Source organism: Verticiella sediminum, from assembly GCF_007558815.1.
In the GTDB taxonomy this organism is placed as follows: Bacteria; Pseudomonadota; Gammaproteobacteria; order Burkholderiales; family Burkholderiaceae_B; genus Verticiella; species Verticiella sediminum.
The window spans coordinates 1-16,162 of record NZ_VLTJ01000021.1 but is presented as its reverse complement, the minus strand read 5'-3'; the positions used below and the strand labels follow the sequence as shown (position 1 = coordinate 16,162).

Annotated in this window: 14 protein-coding genes; 11 read left to right on the top strand and 3 right to left on the bottom strand. The window is 67.0% G+C overall.

Features of this window, described 5'->3' with window-relative positions:
• The first annotated feature begins 450 nt into the window (after positions 1-450).
• The 11 genes from FOZ76_RS10685 (at position 451) to FOZ76_RS10635 (ending at position 14,476) form a co-directional block, all read left to right on the top strand.
• On the top strand, positions 451-2,376 hold the full coding sequence (locus FOZ76_RS10685) for a PrkA family serine protein kinase (RefSeq protein WP_170235384.1): 1,926 nt from the start codon (positions 451-453) through the stop codon (positions 2,374-2,376).
• Positions 2,377-2,537: 161 nt separating this feature from the next.
• Positions 2,538-3,800, top strand: a complete 1,263-nt coding sequence (locus FOZ76_RS10680; RefSeq protein ID WP_143948247.1) for a YeaH/YhbH family protein — start codon at positions 2,538-2,540, stop codon at positions 3,798-3,800.
• A 72-nt stretch (positions 3,801-3,872) separates the two neighbouring features.
• On the top strand, positions 3,873-5,420 hold the full coding sequence (locus tag FOZ76_RS10675; RefSeq protein WP_143948245.1) for a SpoVR family protein: 1,548 nt from the start codon (positions 3,873-3,875) through the stop codon (positions 5,418-5,420).
• A gap of 351 nt (positions 5,421-5,771) precedes the next feature.
• Positions 5,772-7,301, top strand: a complete 1,530-nt coding sequence (locus tag FOZ76_RS10670; protein ID WP_143948244.1) for an amidohydrolase family protein — start codon at positions 5,772-5,774, stop codon at positions 7,299-7,301.
• Positions 7,302-7,309: 8 nt separating this feature from the next.
• Complete coding sequence (locus FOZ76_RS10665; RefSeq protein WP_143948242.1) at positions 7,310-8,056, top strand: aspartate/glutamate racemase family protein; 747 nt, start codon at positions 7,310-7,312, stop codon at positions 8,054-8,056.
• Positions 8,053-9,462, top strand: coding sequence for an amidase (locus FOZ76_RS10660; RefSeq protein ID WP_143948240.1), 1,410 nt, complete (start codon positions 8,053-8,055; stop codon positions 9,460-9,462). The genes FOZ76_RS10665 and FOZ76_RS10660 overlap by 4 nt, the downstream gene beginning before the upstream one ends.
• Before the next feature lie 102 nt (positions 9,463-9,564).
• Positions 9,565-10,623: an ABC transporter substrate-binding protein gene (locus FOZ76_RS10655; protein WP_143948238.1), complete on the top strand. Its 1,059-nt coding sequence runs from the start codon at positions 9,565-9,567 to the stop codon at positions 10,621-10,623.
• 116 nt (positions 10,624-10,739) lie between these two features.
• Complete coding sequence (locus tag FOZ76_RS10650) at positions 10,740-11,624, top strand: ABC transporter permease (protein WP_143948236.1); 885 nt, start codon at positions 10,740-10,742, stop codon at positions 11,622-11,624.
• A 2-nt stretch (positions 11,625-11,626) separates the two neighbouring features.
• On the top strand, positions 11,627-12,418 hold the full coding sequence (locus FOZ76_RS10645; RefSeq protein ID WP_143948234.1) for an ABC transporter ATP-binding protein: 792 nt from the start codon (positions 11,627-11,629) through the stop codon (positions 12,416-12,418).
• 78 nt (positions 12,419-12,496) lie between these two features.
• On the top strand, positions 12,497-14,029 hold the full coding sequence (locus tag FOZ76_RS10640; RefSeq protein WP_143948232.1) for an amidohydrolase family protein: 1,533 nt from the start codon (positions 12,497-12,499) through the stop codon (positions 14,027-14,029).
• A gap of 114 nt (positions 14,030-14,143) precedes the next feature.
• Positions 14,144-14,476 carry a thioredoxin family protein gene (locus tag FOZ76_RS10635; protein ID WP_143948230.1) on the top strand — a complete coding sequence of 111 codons (333 nt, stop codon included), beginning with the start codon at positions 14,144-14,146 and terminating at the stop codon, positions 14,474-14,476.
• A gap of 90 nt (positions 14,477-14,566) precedes the next feature.
• Here the strand turns inward: FOZ76_RS10635 and FOZ76_RS10630 are convergent, their stop codons facing one another.
• The 3 genes from FOZ76_RS10630 to FOZ76_RS10620 all read right to left on the bottom strand — a co-directional run.
• Positions 14,567-15,463, bottom strand: coding sequence for an alpha/beta hydrolase (locus FOZ76_RS10630; RefSeq protein ID WP_143948229.1), 897 nt, complete (start codon positions 15,461-15,463; stop codon positions 14,567-14,569).
• A 109-nt stretch (positions 15,464-15,572) separates the two neighbouring features.
• Complete coding sequence (locus FOZ76_RS10625) at positions 15,573-15,947, bottom strand: VOC family protein (protein WP_143948227.1); 375 nt, start codon at positions 15,945-15,947, stop codon at positions 15,573-15,575.
• A gap of 10 nt (positions 15,948-15,957) precedes the next feature.
• Positions 15,958-16,162 (bottom strand): helix-turn-helix domain-containing protein (locus FOZ76_RS10620; protein WP_143948225.1); only part of this gene is annotated, 205 nt, incomplete at its 5' end.

Sequence of the window (16,162 nt, the reverse complement as noted above, 5' to 3'; positions counted from 1 at the left end):
CCGCAAGTCCCGCATGCCAACCAGGTCTTTCGCCACGGCGCGCTGCAGTACCGATCCTGGTCTGGGCGCGCCGTGTCGCTTGGTACCGGCACGTCGCTGGCCCCCGGGATTTTCCCGTGGCGTTGCACACGGTCGCTCGATCAAAGGCACTACGCCGTATGGCCGGTGTCGAAGCTGCATGGAGCATGGGTTTTCGCAGTCCTTCGTAGCATCCTGTCAACGATGCTCGAACAGCTTGCAGGGGACTTTCGGATCGGTTGCTTGGTCGCAACATCCCGCCCCAAGTGCGCAATCGCAATATGCCTATACGAGGGAAACTATGGCAGAGCCTCGTTGATGGGATCAGAATAGAAGTTGAATTGGCGCGACCCGAACGCGCCGAGGCTGCCCTTCGAGGCGGCCCTGAAGCGGGAAGGTTGTAAGTCGAACGTTGACGTCGGAGGTCATAACGTGTCGAACCTTATCGAAGGCTTCAAGTCGCAATACGCAAGGTCGCAGGAAGTCGAGATGTCCCTGCAGGAATATCTCGATCTCTGCAAACAGGACCCCATGGCCTTTGCGTCGTCTGCCGAACGCATGCTGGCCGCCATTGGCGAGCCGGAAGTCGTCGACACCCGCAACGACCCGCGCCTGTCCAGGCTGTTTTCCAACCGCCTCATCCGCCGCTACCCCGCATTCCGCGAGTTCTACGGCATGGAGGACGCTATCTCCCAGATCGTCGCCTTCTTCAAGCATGCGGCGCAGGGCCTGGAAGAGCGCAAGCAGATTCTGTATTTGCTGGGTCCGGTCGGCGGCGGCAAGTCGTCGATCGCCGAGCGCCTGAAGGCGCTGATGGAAACCTATCCCATCTATGCGCTCAAGGGCTCACCGGTCAATGAGTCTCCGCTGGGGCTGTTCAATCCCGAACAGTTCGGCGCAACACTGGAGGCAGAGTACGGCATCGCCCGCCGCTATCTGTCCGGCATCATGTCGCCCTGGGCCGTCAAGCGCCTGCGCGAGTTCGACGGCGACATCTCGCAATTCCGCGTGGTCCGGCTGATGCCCTCGGTGCTCAAGCAGGTGGCGATCGCCAAGACCGAACCGGGCGACGAGAACAACCAGGACATCTCCTCGCTGGTCGGCAAGGTCGATATCCGCAAGCTCGACCGCTACGCGCAGGACGATCCGGATGCCTACAGCTATTCCGGCGGCCTGTGCCTGGCCAACCAGGGCTTGCTCGAGTTCGTCGAGATGTTCAAGGCGCCGATCAAGATGCTGCACCCCTTGCTCACCGCCACCCAGGAAGGCAACTTCAAGGGTACGGAAGGGTTCTCGGCGATCCCGTTCAGCGGTTCGATCCTCGCGCACTCGAACGAGTCCGAATGGCAATCGTTCCGCAACAACAAGCACAACGAGGCTTTCCTCGACCGGATCTACGTGGTCAAGGTGCCGTACTGCCTGCAGGTGTCCGAAGAGGTCAAGATCTACGAGAAGCTCTTGCGCGGCAGTTCGCTGGCCGAAGCGCCGTGCGCGCCCAGCACTCTCGAAATGATGGCGCAGTTCTCGGTGCTCACGCGCATGAAGGAGCCGGAGAACTCCAGCATCTATTCCAAGATGCGCGTGTACGACGGCGAAAGCCTGAAGGACGTGGACCCCAAGGCCAAGGCGCTGCAGGAGTACAAGGACTACGCCGGCACCGACGAGGGCATGAACGGGGTATCCACGCGGTTCGCCTTCAAGGTGCTGTCCAGCGTCTTCAACTACGACCAGACCGAAGTGGCGGCCAACCCGGTGCACCTGATGTACGTGCTCGAGCAGCGCATAGCGCGCGAGGACTACCCGGACGACACCCGGCGCCAGTACCTCGAATACATCAAGGGCTATCTGGCGCCGCGCTATGCGGAGTTCATCGGCAAAGAGATCCAGACCGCGTACCTGGAGTCCTATACCGAGTACGGGCAGAACATCTTCGATCGCTACGTCACCTACGCGGACTGCTGGATTCAGGACGAGGAATTCCGCGATCCGGAAACCGGCGAGAGTTTCGACCGCGCGTCGCTGAACGCCGAGCTGGAGAAGATCGAAAAGCCCGCGGGCATCGTCAACCCGAAGGATTTCCGCAACGAGATCGTCAACTTCGTGCTGCGGGCCCGCGCGAGCAGCGGCGGGGACAATCCCAAGTGGACGAGCTACGAGAAGCTGCGCGAGGTGATCGAGAAGAAGATGTTCTCGAACACCGAGGAACTCTTGCCCGTCATCTCGTTCAACGCCAAAGCGTCGGCCGACGACCGCAGCAAGCACGAGAGCTTTGTTGAACGGATGGTGGAAAAGGGCTACACCGAGAAGCAGGTCCGCCTGCTTTGCGAATGGTATCTGCGGGTGCGCAAATCGTCGTGAGCGCTACCCGGACCCGGCTGCGAAGTGTCGCGGGGGCCATCGGCTCCGGACCGACGCGGCGGGGTTCCGGTATTCGTCCCTGGGCCGGCCTGGCCGGTCCACACTCCCCGCGAGGGGAAAGGCCATGGGGCGATCCGGCGTTTTCTTGAGAGAAGCAGCACATGAATTCGCTTATCGATCGTCGTCTGAACGGGCGTAACAAGAGCGCCGTGAACCGCGCGCGCTTCATCAGGCGCTACAAGGAGCAGATCCGCAAAGCGGTGCGCGGGATGGTCGACGAACGTTCGATCAAGGACATGGATCAAGCCGGGGACGTCAATCTGCCGACCCGGGACATTTCCGAGCCCACCTTCCGGCACGGTACGGGCGGTGACCGGGAGATCGTGCATCCGGGCAACAAGGAGTTCGCCCGGGGCGACCAGATCGACCGGCCACGCGGCGGTGGCGGGGGCGGGGGCTCGAGCGGGCAGGGGGGCGGCGACTCGGTCGACCAGTTCACCTTCACGCTGTCGCGCGCCGAGTTCATGGAGATTTTCTTCGACGACCTGGCGCTGCCGAACCTCGTGCGCAACCAGTTGGGCGAGGCCGAGACCACGTCCTTGCGGCGTGCGGGCTACACCACGTCGGGCGCGCCGAGCATGCTGAGCGTGCGCCGCACGTTGCAGACCGCGTTGTCGCGCCGCATCGCGCTGGGCGGCGGCGCGCGCGCCGAACTCATCGAAGCCGAGGAAAAGCTCGCCGGGGCCGAGCGCGAGGGCGCGAGCGCCGCGCTGCTGGCGACCCTGCAAGCCGAGGTCGACGCCGCGCGCGCGCGGCTCGCGCGAATTCCGTTCCTGGACGACCTGGATCTGCGCTACCGGCATCGCGTCACCGAGCCCAAGCCGCTCGCGCGCGCCGTGATGTTCTGCCTGATGGACGTTTCGGGCTCGATGGACGAGAGCAAGAAGGATCTGGCCAAGCGTTTCTTCACCTTGCTTTACCTGTTCCTGACGCGCAACTACGAGCAGGTCGACCTGGTGTTCATCCGCCACACGGAGAATGCCGAGGAAGTCGACGAGGACACCTTCTTTCACGATCCCAAGAGCGGCGGTACGGTGGTGCTGTCGGCGCTGGAACTGATGCACGAGATCGTGGCGGAGCGCTACCCCGCCAGTAGCTGGAACATCTACGCGGCCCAGGCCACCGACGGCGACGCCTTCGGTGCGGACGCGGGCCGCAGCGCGCGCTATCTGTCGGAGAAGCTGCTGCCGCTGACGCGCTATTTCGCCTACATCGAAGTGGTGGACCCGGACGAAACGCGGCGCAGCAGCCTCTGGGTCGAGTACGAGCGGGAGAATGCCGAGCACTTCGCCATGCGGCGGGTCCGGGATCGGGGAGAAATCTATCCGGTCTTTCGCGACCTCTTCAAAAAGGAAACGGCATGAGAACAGTACGCCCGCAGGGCGCGCTGCTCCTCCCGCAGGGATGATGTCGCGTCAGCGACAGGAGGTACACCAATGACTGTGATCGACTACCGCACTGTCGCGCTGGCCCCCAGCGGGGCCCGCCAACCCATTTCCACCGGCTCGGAATGGACGTTCGATCTCGTCATGCGCTATGACGAGGCGATCTCCGAAGTCGCGGCCGAGTTCAAGCTGGACACCTACCCGAACCAGATCGAGATCATCACCTCGGAGCAGATGCTCGACGCCTACGCCTCGGCGGGCCTGCCCATCGGCTATCCGCACTGGTCTTACGGCAAGGAGTTCATCCGCAACGAGCAGTTCTACCGCAAGGGCGCCCAGGGGCTGGCCTACGAGATCGTCATCAACTCCAATCCGTGCATCTCGTACCTGATGGAGGAGAACACGATGGCTATGCAGGCGCTGGTGATCGCGCACGCCTGCTATGGCCACAATTCCTTCTTCAAGGGCAACTATCTGTTCCGGCAGTGGACCGACGCCGACGGCATCCTCGATTACCTGGTGTTCGCTCGGCGCTACGTCATGGCGTGCGAAGAGCGCTATGGCATCAGCGAGGTCGAGGCCATCATCGATTCCTGCCATGCGCTGATGTCGCACGGCGTGGATCGCTATACGCGGCCGCGCCGGCCCTCCCTGCGCGAGGAGGTGGCGCGTCAGGAAGCTCGCGAGGAGTTCGCGCGCCAGCAGTACAACGATCTCTGGCGCACGGTGCCCACGCTCTCGCCCGAGCCCGCCGAGGCGGCGGCCAAGTCCGCGCCGGTGTTCCCGCCCGAGCCCGAAGAGAACCTGCTGTATTTCATCGAGAAGCATTCGCCGACGCTCGCGCCCTGGCAGAAGGAGCTCGTGCGCGTCGTGCGCAAGCTCTCGCAATACTTCTATCCGCAGATGCAGACCAAGGTCATGAACGAGGGCTGGGCCACGTTCTGGCACTACACCATCCTCAACCGTCTGTACGAGAAGGGGCTGGTGGAGGACGGTTTCATGATGGAGTTCCTGCAGAGCCACACCAGCGTGGTGGCGCAGCCGAGCTTCGACCATCCGGCCTACCGGGGCATGAATCCCTATGCCTTGGGCTTTGCCATGATGCAGGACATCCGCCGCATCTGCGAGCACCCGACCGAGGAAGACCGCCGCTGGTTCCCGGACATCGCGGGTTCCGACTGGCTCAAGACGCTGGATTTCGCGATGCGCAATTTCAAGGACGAGTCCTTCATCGCGCAGTTCCTGTCGCCGCGGCTGATCCGTGAATTCCGCTTCTTTGCGGTGGCCGACCACCAGGCCAGGCCCAAGCTCGAGATCGACGCCATCCACGACGACGACGGCTATCGCCGCGTGCGCCAGCTACTGGCCGAGCAGCACAACCGCGACGCCGTGGTGCCGGACATCCAGGTCTGGCGCTATCACCGCGAATCCGACCGTTCGCTGGTGCTGCGCCACAACCGCTCGCGCGGACGCCCGCTGGCCGGCGAGGATACGGACGCGGTCATGAAGCATTTGGTACGGCTCTGGGGCTTCAAGGTGCGGCTGGAGGACGTCGACAACGAGGGCCGGGTGGGCTCGGTGCGCGAGCTGCGACCCTGAACGGCCCTGAGCGGCGGCGGCCCTGAGCGCCGCGGAATCTCTAACTCGGAAAAGCTTGCATGCAGGCGCGCTGGGCGGTAGCCAGCGCGCCTGCATGCTTTTGCGCTGGCTGTCCGGGACGGGGCCGGGATACGCCACGAGCCCCGACCCCGGGCGCATTCGCGCGGCGGATCCGGCGTGGTGCACGCACTCCCTGGCGTGGAGCGCATGCAATTTTTGTGTGCCGGTTCAGTAGACGATGTCCATTTAGTTTGTATACAAGGACATAAAAAAGCCCGACAATACCCGTGCATATTGTTGGCATGGATCTTGTATGAAGGTGGTGAGCCCATCCGTACTCAAGACCTCATCATGCAACGCACGCTTCTTCGTGGCGCCAACCTTCTCGAAGGCTCCGACATGGCTTTCGATGGACAGCCACGCGACGTTCTGGTCCGGGACGGCCGGATCCAGGCCATCGAGCCGGCCGGTACCGTCGGCGCCGACCACTACGATGCCCTGATCCCGCTCGAACACCGCCTGCTCGCTCCCGGTCTCATCAACGGGCACCAGCACTCGCACGAGCACTTCCAGCGCGGCCGCACGGAGAACCTGCCGCTGGAACTCTGGCAGCACATGGTGCGGGGGCGCTCGCCGGTCAAGCTCACGCCGCGCCAGGCGTATCTGCGCACCATGATCGGCGCCGTCGAGGCCTTGCGTACGGGATGCACGACGCTGGTCGACGATCTGGCGCTCGGCGCCGGCGTGGATCGGGACGTCGTCGACAGTGTCCTGCAGGCATACGACGATTGCGGGGTGCGGGCGCTGTTGGGCTTTGCCATGATGGACAAGCCCATGGTCGATAATTTTCCGTTCGTGGACGAGCTGCTGCCGGCCGAGCTGCTCGCCGACCTGCGCCAGGCGCCGCGCCCATCCGCGGAGGATTTCACGCGGCTGATGCGCGAGCTGGCGGGGGCGCGGCATCCCCACGAGCGACGCGTGGGCGTGCTGGTCTCCGCATCGGCGCCGCAGCGCTGCACGCAGCGCTTTCTGCTGGATGTGCGCGCGCTCGCCGACGAGTATGCATTGCCGGTGATCACGCACGTCCAGGAGACGCGCCTGCAGGTCATCACGGGCCTGCAGTTCTATGGCACGCCCATCGTCGAGTACCTGGCCCGCATCGGCTTTCTGAAACCCGCCACCAGCCTGGTGCACGCGGTCTGGCTGAACCCGCGGGAGATGGCGCTGATGGCCGAGCACGGCGCCACGGCGCAGCACAATCCGTGGAGCAATCTTCTGCTCGGCTCCGGCGTGCAGCCGGTGCGCGAGCTGCTCGAGGCCGGCGTGAACGTCAGCCTGGGGTCCGACGGCGGCTGCTCCACCGTCACCACCAACATGCTGCAGGTCGTCGGCGCGGCGGCCGGCCTGGCCAAGCTGCGCGGTGCGGATGGCGAGCGTTGGATCTCGGCGCGCGAAGCATGGCAGGCGGGCACCGTGGGCGGCGCGCGCGCCCTGGGCTTCGGCGACGGCCTCGGTGTCCTGACGCCCGGCGCTCGGGCCGACCTGGTCGGCTATCGGCTGGATTCCGTCACTTTCACACCGCTCAACGACCCGTTGCGCCAGCTCGCCTATGCCGAGCGCGGCGCCGGCATCGATTTCTCGATGGTCGACGGCGAGGTCACGATGCGAGCCGGCCGCCTCACGCGCATCGACGAAGCGGCGCTGCTCGCGGAAATCGCCGAGACGTTCAACGGCCTGCGCGAGCAGTACACCGCCGCCGAAGCGAACGCCGCGCCGGTGATCGCCGCCATGGAGGCTGTCTATCGGCGCAGTCTGCAGCTCGCCGTGCCGCCCGATACCTTTCCAGCCCGCCTGGATGCGCTGAACCCCAGCGCCGCCTGAGCGCCGCCATGCGACTGCTACTCGTCAATCCGAATACCACGGCCGCGGTCACCGGGACGGTCATGCGGGCAGCCGCCGCGGTGGCCGCAGCGCACACCGAACTCGTCGGCGTGACCGGCGGATTCGGTCCCGCCGTGATCGGCTCGCGCGCCGAAGAGGCCCTGGCGCAGCACAGCGTGCTGCAACTGGTCGCGGACCACGCCGCCGGCTGCGATGCCGTCGTGCTCGCCGTCTCGCTGGACACCGGCTTGTGGGCGTGCCGCGAACTGCTCGACATTCCCGTGATCGGCATGACGGAGGCGGGCCTGCTCATGGGATGTACCGTGGGCACGCGCCTGGGCATCGTCACGTTCGAGCACCGCATGCAGGCGTTCTATCGGGATCTCGCCGAGCGGCACGGCATGGCGAGCCGCCTCGCCGGGGTCGCCACGCTGCCGGTGCCGGCCGAGCGGATCTTCGACGATCCGCAGGGCGTGCACGGCGAGATCGTCGCCGCCTGCAACCGCCTGGTCGAACAGCACGACGCGCAAGCCGTGCTGCTGGCCGGGGCGGTCCTGGCCGGCTTGCAGCCCGCGCTGCAGGCCGACGTCCCGGTGCCGCTGCTCGACGGCGTGGCCTGCGCTGTGCTCCTGGCCGAAGCGCGGGCCACGCTGCGTCTGCCCAAGGCGCGTGCCGGCAGCCTGTCCCCGACCGGAGGCCGGCGCGTGCACGGGGTGTCCCCTGCGCTCACCCGCCTCTTCGCAGGCCAGCCATGACGCGGGTCCGGCGCGGCCTGGGGCTGCACGACGGGAGCGCGCGCGAATGCGCGGCGGCCGTGGCGCGCGGCGAGCTCGGCGCCCGCGAGGTCGCGAGCCATTTCATCGGGCGCGTACAGGCCGTCAACCCCGGGCTCAATGCGATCGTGCAGTTCGACCCGGCGGATGTGCTGGCCCAGGCCGACCGGGTGCAGGCCAGGCTGGCGGCAGGCGAGGTGCTCCCCATGGCGGGCGTGCCGGTCACGATCAAGGACAATCTCTGGGTCGAGGGCTACACGATCACGCAGGGCTCGCGCCTGTACGCGGACTTCGTCGCGCCGCGCGATGCCTGGTCGGTCGCCCGCCTGCGGGACTTGGGCGCGCTCATTCTGGGTATCACCAATTGTTCCGAGTTCGCCTGCAAGGGGACGTCCGACAATCTCGTCTATGGCGCGACCCGCCACCCGGCCGATGCCGAGCTGACGCCCGGCGGTTCGTCCGGCGGCGCGGCGGCGGCCCTGGCGCGCGGGCTCGGCCTGCTCGCGCTGGGCACCGACGCCGGCGGTTCGGTGCGGCGCCCGGCCGCGCACACGGGCCTGGTGGGGCTCAAGCCGTCGCAGGGCCTCATCCCCCATCCCTGGGGCTTCGGCGAGCCCAACTATGGCGTCTCGGTGGTGGGCATCCTCGCTCGCAACGCAGCCGATTGTGCCTGGGCCTTCGATCATCTTGCGCACTTCGACGCGAGCGATGCGAGCGCGCCCGCGCTGGAGGTCGACTGGCAGGCGCTCGCGGCCACGCGGGTAGCGCCGCCGCGCGCACTGCGCCTGGCCTGGAGCCCGCGCCTGGGCTGCGACTTCGCCATCGACGCCGACGTGCTGGCAGGCGTCGAGCGCCAGGTCGATCGGCTTCGCGAGCAAGGCTGGGAAGTCGCCGAGGCCGACCCGCCCTGGCGGTCGTCGGTCCGCGAATACGCTCTCGACGACCTGCAGCATGCCGGCCTGCACGCCCTCTACGGCGATGCGCTCGCGCGGGCCGAGCAGGACGTCGACCCGGTCCTGGCCGCCCAGATCGTAGCCGGCGCCCACACCAGCACGGCGCAGCGCGCTGACCTTCTGCGTGCGCGGGCGCGGATCGCGCGCGATCTGGAGCGCTTCTTCCTGGATCACGATGTCCTGCTGTGTCCGAGCGTTCCGGTGTTGCCGTGGCCATACCGCCAGCTCGGCCCGACGGTCATCGGCGGCATGCCTGCCGGGCCGCGCGGGCACGCGGTCTACACCCCGCTGTTCAATCTTTGCGGCGTACCGGCGTGCTCGGTGCCGGCCGGCACGGTGCGCGGCCTGCCGGTCGGGCTGCAGATCGTGGCGCCGCGATTCGAAGACGTGCGCGTGCTGCAGATGGCGGCGTACCTGGAGTCATTGTCGGCATGAGTCGAGGAGAGCGGTGTCCGGTGGGTGTTGCCAGCCATTCGGCACCGACTTGCCTGCATGTGCCATCACCGGCGCCCGAGGGCGCCTTCATCGGAGTGACTTATGTGCAACCGTTGCGATCCTGATTTCGACTTGGGCACGCTGTCTAGGCGCGGTTTCTTGAGGGGCGCCTCGGCTGCGGGCGCGGCGATGGCGCTGCCGCTGGGCATGATGGGCGGCCTGATGCCGGGCCTCGCCTCGGCGGCCACGACCATCAAGGCGACCCACGGCACGGGCTTGTGCAACCTCGCTTTCTTCCTGGTGGAGAAGCAGGGCCTCGCCCAGCCGGACGGGGTCGACCTGCGCTTCGTGGTCACGCCGACCAACGCCGACATCGCCACGCTGTTCGGTGCCGGCCAGGTCGATATGTCGGTCCTGCCCTACTCGAACTTCCTGACGCTGTACGACGCCGGAGCGCCGGTGAAGATCGTGGCCGGCGCCGGGGTGGAAGGCTGCATCCTCGTCGCACGCGAGGGCATCCAGAGCGCCGCCGACCTGCGCGGCAAGACGCTCGGTACTTTCCAGGCCGACACCCTGGAAGTGCTGCCGTACGACTACCTCAGGAAGGCCGACATGTCCTTCAAGGACGTGAAGGTGCGCTACTTCAACACCTCGCCGGAACTCGCGCAGGCCTTCATCAACGGGGCCGTCGACGCCATGTGCCACATCGAGCCGTATGCCACGCGGGCGCTGGAGGAGCGCAAGGGTTCGACGGTGCTGTCGGATGGGCGCGACCTCTACCACAACCTCTACTCGGATTGCGTGCTGGCCGTGCGCACCCCGCTGCTCGAGCGCAACCCGCAGGCGGTCAAGGCCATCATCAAGGCCATGTTCCAGGCCCAGGCCAGCGTGGAGAACGACGTCGACGCAGCGCTGCGCGAGACGGTCGGCTCCTACTACAAGACATCCTTCGAGGCCGCGAAGCTCGCCGCCAGCAAGCAGCCGGTGATGGTCGACCAGCGCAACAACACCCAGTTCATCCTCGAGCGCGGCCAGTCCATGCGCGAACTCGGGTACGTGCGCAAGCTGGCCTCCCGCGACGCCATCGACTGGACGCTGCTCGAAGAGGTCATCGCCGAGAATCCGGCGCTGTACGACTCGGTCAAGCTCAAGTCGGCCTGAGCCTTCCCGGCAAAGCGCCGGGCCGCCCCGGATGCTCGTGCCCACGCTCAGGGTACGGGCCGGTCCAGTCCTGGGACGCCATCCCGTTCCTACATTCACCGACCAGGAGCCCACCCATGTCCGCTCTTTCGCTACGCGAAGCCTGCGCTTCGTTCCCTGCGTCCGCTACCCGCAAGCGCCTGCAAGACGCCTTCCGACGCAGTCTGTGGTGGCTGGCATCGGTCGGCTCGCTGGTCGCCATCTGGGAGCTCTGCTGGTACGCCGGCCTGGCCGATCCGCTGCTGCTACCGCCGCCGCACATCTTCCTTTCCAACATGTCCGAGCAGTTCCAGTTCTTCTCGCCCGCGGGCAGCCTGGAACAGGGCGAGGGCGGCAGCATCCTGCCCGTGCTGGCGGTGATGGCCTGGACCTCGATGCGCGTGCTGCTCGGCCTGGCCATCGGCTTTTGCGGCGCGGTCGCGGTCGGCGTGGCCATCCGGTACTTCCACATCTTCGGCAAGCTGACGCTGCCCACCATCACGCTGCTCGCGCCGATCTCGCCAGTCGCCTGGCTGCCCGTCGCGATCTTCGTCTTCGGCATCGGCGATCTGCCGGCCATCTTCCTCGTGTTCATCTCGGTGTTCTTCGTCATCGTGCTGTCCACGCTGTCGCAGATCGACAATGTCCCGCCTTCCTATGTCCACGTCGCCCGCATCATGGGGGCGGACAGGCACCAGGTGTTCCGCCACGTGATCCTGCCGACGATCCTGCCCAGCCTCTTCGTCACGCTGCGCCTGAACCTGTTCGCGGCCTGGATGGTCGTGCTGATCGCCGAGGCCGTGGGCGTGGGTTCCGGGCTGGGACAGGTCGTGATGATGGCGCGCAACACCTTCAACTCCAGCCTAGTGTTCTTCACCATGACCATCATCGGCCTGCTCGGCTACTGCTTCGACCGCGCGCTGCTGTGGGTGCAGCGCCGCGTTCTCTGGTGGGTCGGCCCGTCCGTCGTCGGAGGCAAGTGAACATGAACCAACCCCTCATTTCCGTACGCAACGTGCGCAAGGTCTGGAACGAGAACTCGCCGAAGGCGCTCACCGCCATCGACGCGCTCAGCTTCGACGTCGCGCCCGGCGAGTTCGTCGTGCTGCTCGGCCCGTCGGGCTGCGGCAAGAGCAGCCTGCTCTACATGCTCGCCGGCCTGGAGACGCCGACCGATGGCGAACTGCTCTTCGACGGCATGCCGATCGAGGGCCCCGACACCGAACGCGGCATGATCTTCCAGGAGGCTTCCCTCTATCCGTGGCTCACGATCGCCGAGAACGTCGCCTTCGGCCTGAAGCTGCGCGGCGAGCTGCCGGAAAAGCGCGAGCGCATCGCCCGTGAGCTGCTGCTCAAGGTCGGCCTGGCCGACGCTGTGCACAAGCGTCCGGAAGAACTGTCCGGCGGCATGCGCCAGCGCGCAGCGCTGGCCCGCGCATTGTCCATGCGGCCCAAGGTGATGATGATGGACGAGCCCTTCGCCGCGCTGGACATCCAGACCCGGGCCAAGATGCAGGATCACCTGCTCAAGATCTGGCGCGATAGTCGTGCGGGCGTCGTCATGGTGACCCACTCCATCGAAGAGGCGGTCGCGCTTGCCGACCGTATCGTGGTCTGGACGGCGCGTCCGGGTCGCGTCAAGGAGATCGTGTCCGTCGATATGCCGCGGCCGCGCAACCCGCGCGATCCGGCGTTCATCGAACTCCAACTGCGGCTCGGCGATCTGCTCGCCGACGAGGTCGACAGGGCCTTTCGCGAAATGGAAGCGTCCATCTGATTCCAACCGGCGGGGTTCCTTGCGTGCCGAGCAAGCGCGCGGGCTCCCCGCCTCACGTCCCTTTCCCAGGAGAACCCCATGTCCTGCTCCCTGGTCCGCGCCAAGTGGATCGTCACTGGTGTGCAAGACCATCACACGCCTCAGGTCGTGAACGACGGCGCGCTCGCGCACGAGAACGGCAAGGTGATCGCCATCGGCCCGTTCGAGGAGATGCGCCGGCGCTACCCCGAAGCGCCGGTGACCCACCATCCCCGCCACGCCCTGCTGCCGGGTTTCGTGAACAGCCATCATCACGTCGGCCTCACGCCCCTGCAGCTCGGTTCGCCCGACTACGCGCTCGAACTCTGGTTCGCCTCGCGCATGTCCGCGCGCGATGTCGACCTGTATCTCGACACGCTGTATTCGGCCTTCGAGATGATCGCCTCGGGCGTCACGACGGTGCAGCACATCCACGGCTGGATGCGCGGGACCTACGAGCACATCCACGGCGCCGCGAGCGCGGTGCTCAACGCCTATCGCAGCATCGGCATGCGCGCCTCCTACTGCTACGCCGTGCGCGAACAGAATCGGCTGGTCTACGAGGACGACGCCACGTTCTGCGCCAGCCTGCCGCCCGAGATCGGCCGCCCCCTCGCCGAGCACCTAGAGCAGTCGAGCATGCGCTTCGACGAGCACATCCAGCTCTACCGGCAATTGAACGAAGAGAATGCCGGCCATCCGCTCACCCGCATCCAGCTCGCCCCCGCCAATCTGCACTGGATCACCGACGACGGCCTGACGAAGCTGGTGGACCTGGCCAGGGCGGACAATGTGCCGCTGCACATGCATCTGCTGGAGACGGTCTATCAGAAGGAGTATGCCCGCCGGCGCACCGGCACGACCGCGGTCGGGCACCTGCACGAGCTGGGGGTCCTGGGCCCCTGGATGACCCTGGGCCACGCCGTCTGGCTTACCGAGGAGGACGTCGAGCTGGTGGCGCACAGCGGTACGTGCGTCTGCCACAACTGCAGCAGCAATTTTCGCTTGCGCAGCGGCATGGCCCCCATCAACCAGCTCGCGCGGCGCGGCGTGACGATCGGCATGGGGCTGGATGAGGCCGGCATCAACGATGACCGCGACATGCTGCAGGAGATGAGGCTCGCTTTGCGGGTGCACCGCGTGCCGGGGATGGACGATGACGATGTTCCCACCGTCCCGCAGGTGCTGCGCATGGCGACCGAGCACGGAGCGAAGACGACCGCGTTCCGTGGCGAGATCGGCCGGCTCGAGGTCGGCGCGTGCTTCGATGCGGTGGCCATCGACTACGAGGCCGCGACCTATCCGTTCCAGGACGAGGACGTGCCCATGCTCGACGTCCTGATCCAGCGGGCCCGGCAGAAGCACGTCGACACCGTCTATATCGGCGGCGACGATGTGTATGTCCAGGGGCGTTTCAAGCACATCGACCGGGACAAGGTGCTGGGCGAGATAGCCGAACAGCTCTCGCGACCGCGCACTGCCGGGGAAGAGGCCCGCCGCAAGCTGTCCAAGGCGGTCTTTCCCCACGTCAAGGCCTTCTACGAGCACTACCTCGAGGCAGAGCCGGCGCGCCGGCCCTTCTACATGCTGTGAATCGCTGCCGCCCGTCGCTTATGACGGCGGCGTCGGCGCCCGTGCCCCCTGCCGCCGCGCGGCGGCACGGCGCTTGCAGCGGCAGGGGGCCCCATCTTTCCTGGATGAAAGCCCATGGCCATGAACAAGCAGTACATGAGGGAGGAGCCTTCGCGCAATGAGGTCGACACCCACCGCGGCCCGCTGATGCTGGAGTTCGGCGCGCCCTGGTGCGGCTTCTGCAAGGAAGCGCAGCCTCTCATCGAGCGCGCATTGGCCTTGTACGACGACGTCGGCCACTGGAAGATCGAGGACGGCTCCGGCAAGCCGCTGGGACGCTCGTTCAAGGTGAAGCTATGGCCCACCCTGGTGTTCATCAAGGACGGCGCCGAGGTCAGCCGGCTCGTGCGGCCGACCGACGAGGCGGCGATCGCCGATGCGCTGCGCGGCATCTCGCCCGGACAGTGAACCTCCTGCGCACGGCCATGCCGGTCTCGCGGACGTGGATGGCCGGGTGATCGGGACGGCGCCGGCGCAAAGCCACGGCAACCGGGCGCCTCAGGACGCCTGCCCGGCCCGCGCGGGCCGCCCGTCCTGGGAGGCGTAGGCTTCGCTCGCCTGCCGGACGAAATCCTGGACGGCTTCTTCGTAGGCCGGGTTGCGGCTGGCGCCCGAATGCGATGCGCCTGCAATGCGCACGTAGCGGCTCGGCGGCGCCTGCGGGCCGGCCTCGTGCAAGGCCGTGCCCATGGCCTCGGGGATCACGCGATCGGCCGTGCCGTGCAGCACGAGCAGCGGGCGCTGCACCCGGCCGACCGCGGTGAGCGTATCGAAGGGCTGGGTGATCAAGAGCGGCAGGCCGGGAACGCGGCTCCAGTCGGTGGTGGCCAGCATGTCGCGGATGTTGGTGAACGTGGCGTCCAGCACCAGGCCGGCGAAGTCGTCCATGCCGGCCCGGCTGGCCAGTTGGGCGGCCACCGCGCCGCCCAGGCTGTGTCCGTAGATGAAACGCCGCGCGGGGTCGGGTTGACGCTGCTTGAGCGCTTCCCAGCCGGCACGGGCATCCTCCACCGCGCTGGCCTGCGAGGGCAGGCGCGGCGTGGATTCGCCGAAGCCGCGGTAGTCGACGGCGAGCACGGCAAAGCCCATCTCATGCCAGCGCTCCATGCGGAACACGCTGCCGTTCAGGTTCCAGCGCGCCCCATGCAGATACAGCACGGCGGGCGCGCCGGGGTCGGGCTGGCCGAGGTACCAGGCGCGTACCCGGTCGCCGTTGTCCAGCTCGAGGTCGAACACCTCGGTGCCCGGCACCGGTTCGCGCCACCAGCGCTGTTCGCCCAGCTCGACGGAGAAAATCGTGGCGCGCTGCCATCGGTCGAGCGCGATGTAGCCGCTCGCGCCCGCGAGCGTGAGCAGCAGGGCCAGGACGAGCAACAGGATGCGGCGGTGCGACATGCTGAATCAGACGGGGAGCGGGGCGCGCGGGTTCCGTGGCGCGGCCGAGTATTGGTAACAGGATCCGGTCGGCTCGAGCTGCCCGGCGACGCCGGCGGCGTCGTCCGGTTCAGCCGTCGCTGCGGCGCTGGACCACGTCCACGCCGATGCCGTTGGGGTCCACCACGACGAAATGCCGGTCGCCCCAGGGCTCGTCGCGCACGTCCTGCACGATCTCGACCCGGGCCTGCTGCAGGCGGGCGTGGATGGTGTCGACGTCGTCCACGTCGATCGCCACCCACATGCCCGCCGTGAGAGGTGTGCGGAACAAGGGATGCTGCTCCGGCAGGCCGGGTCTGAGCAGGCCGAGTTCGCCGCCGCCCAGCTCGAGCAGGATGAACCATTCGCTGTCGAACAGCACCCGGCAGCCGAAATGGCGCACATAGAATTCGCGGGTTTCGTCGAGTTTCTCGGTGACGATACCGCTCCAGAGTTTGAGGGACATGGCGTGGCTCCTACAGGGAATGGATGCGCGTGTACGCGGTGTGCGTGTGCGCATCCTCGCGCATGGCCGCGTCGCCGTCTTGAACGATTCCGACATCCTCGGCGCGGCGCAGCGTGCCGGGTGTGGCGCCCAGGTAGCGGCGGGTGGCCCGCGTCAGGTGGCTCTGGTCGGCGTAGCCGGCGCGCAGCGCCACGTCGGCGATTGCCAGCGTCGTG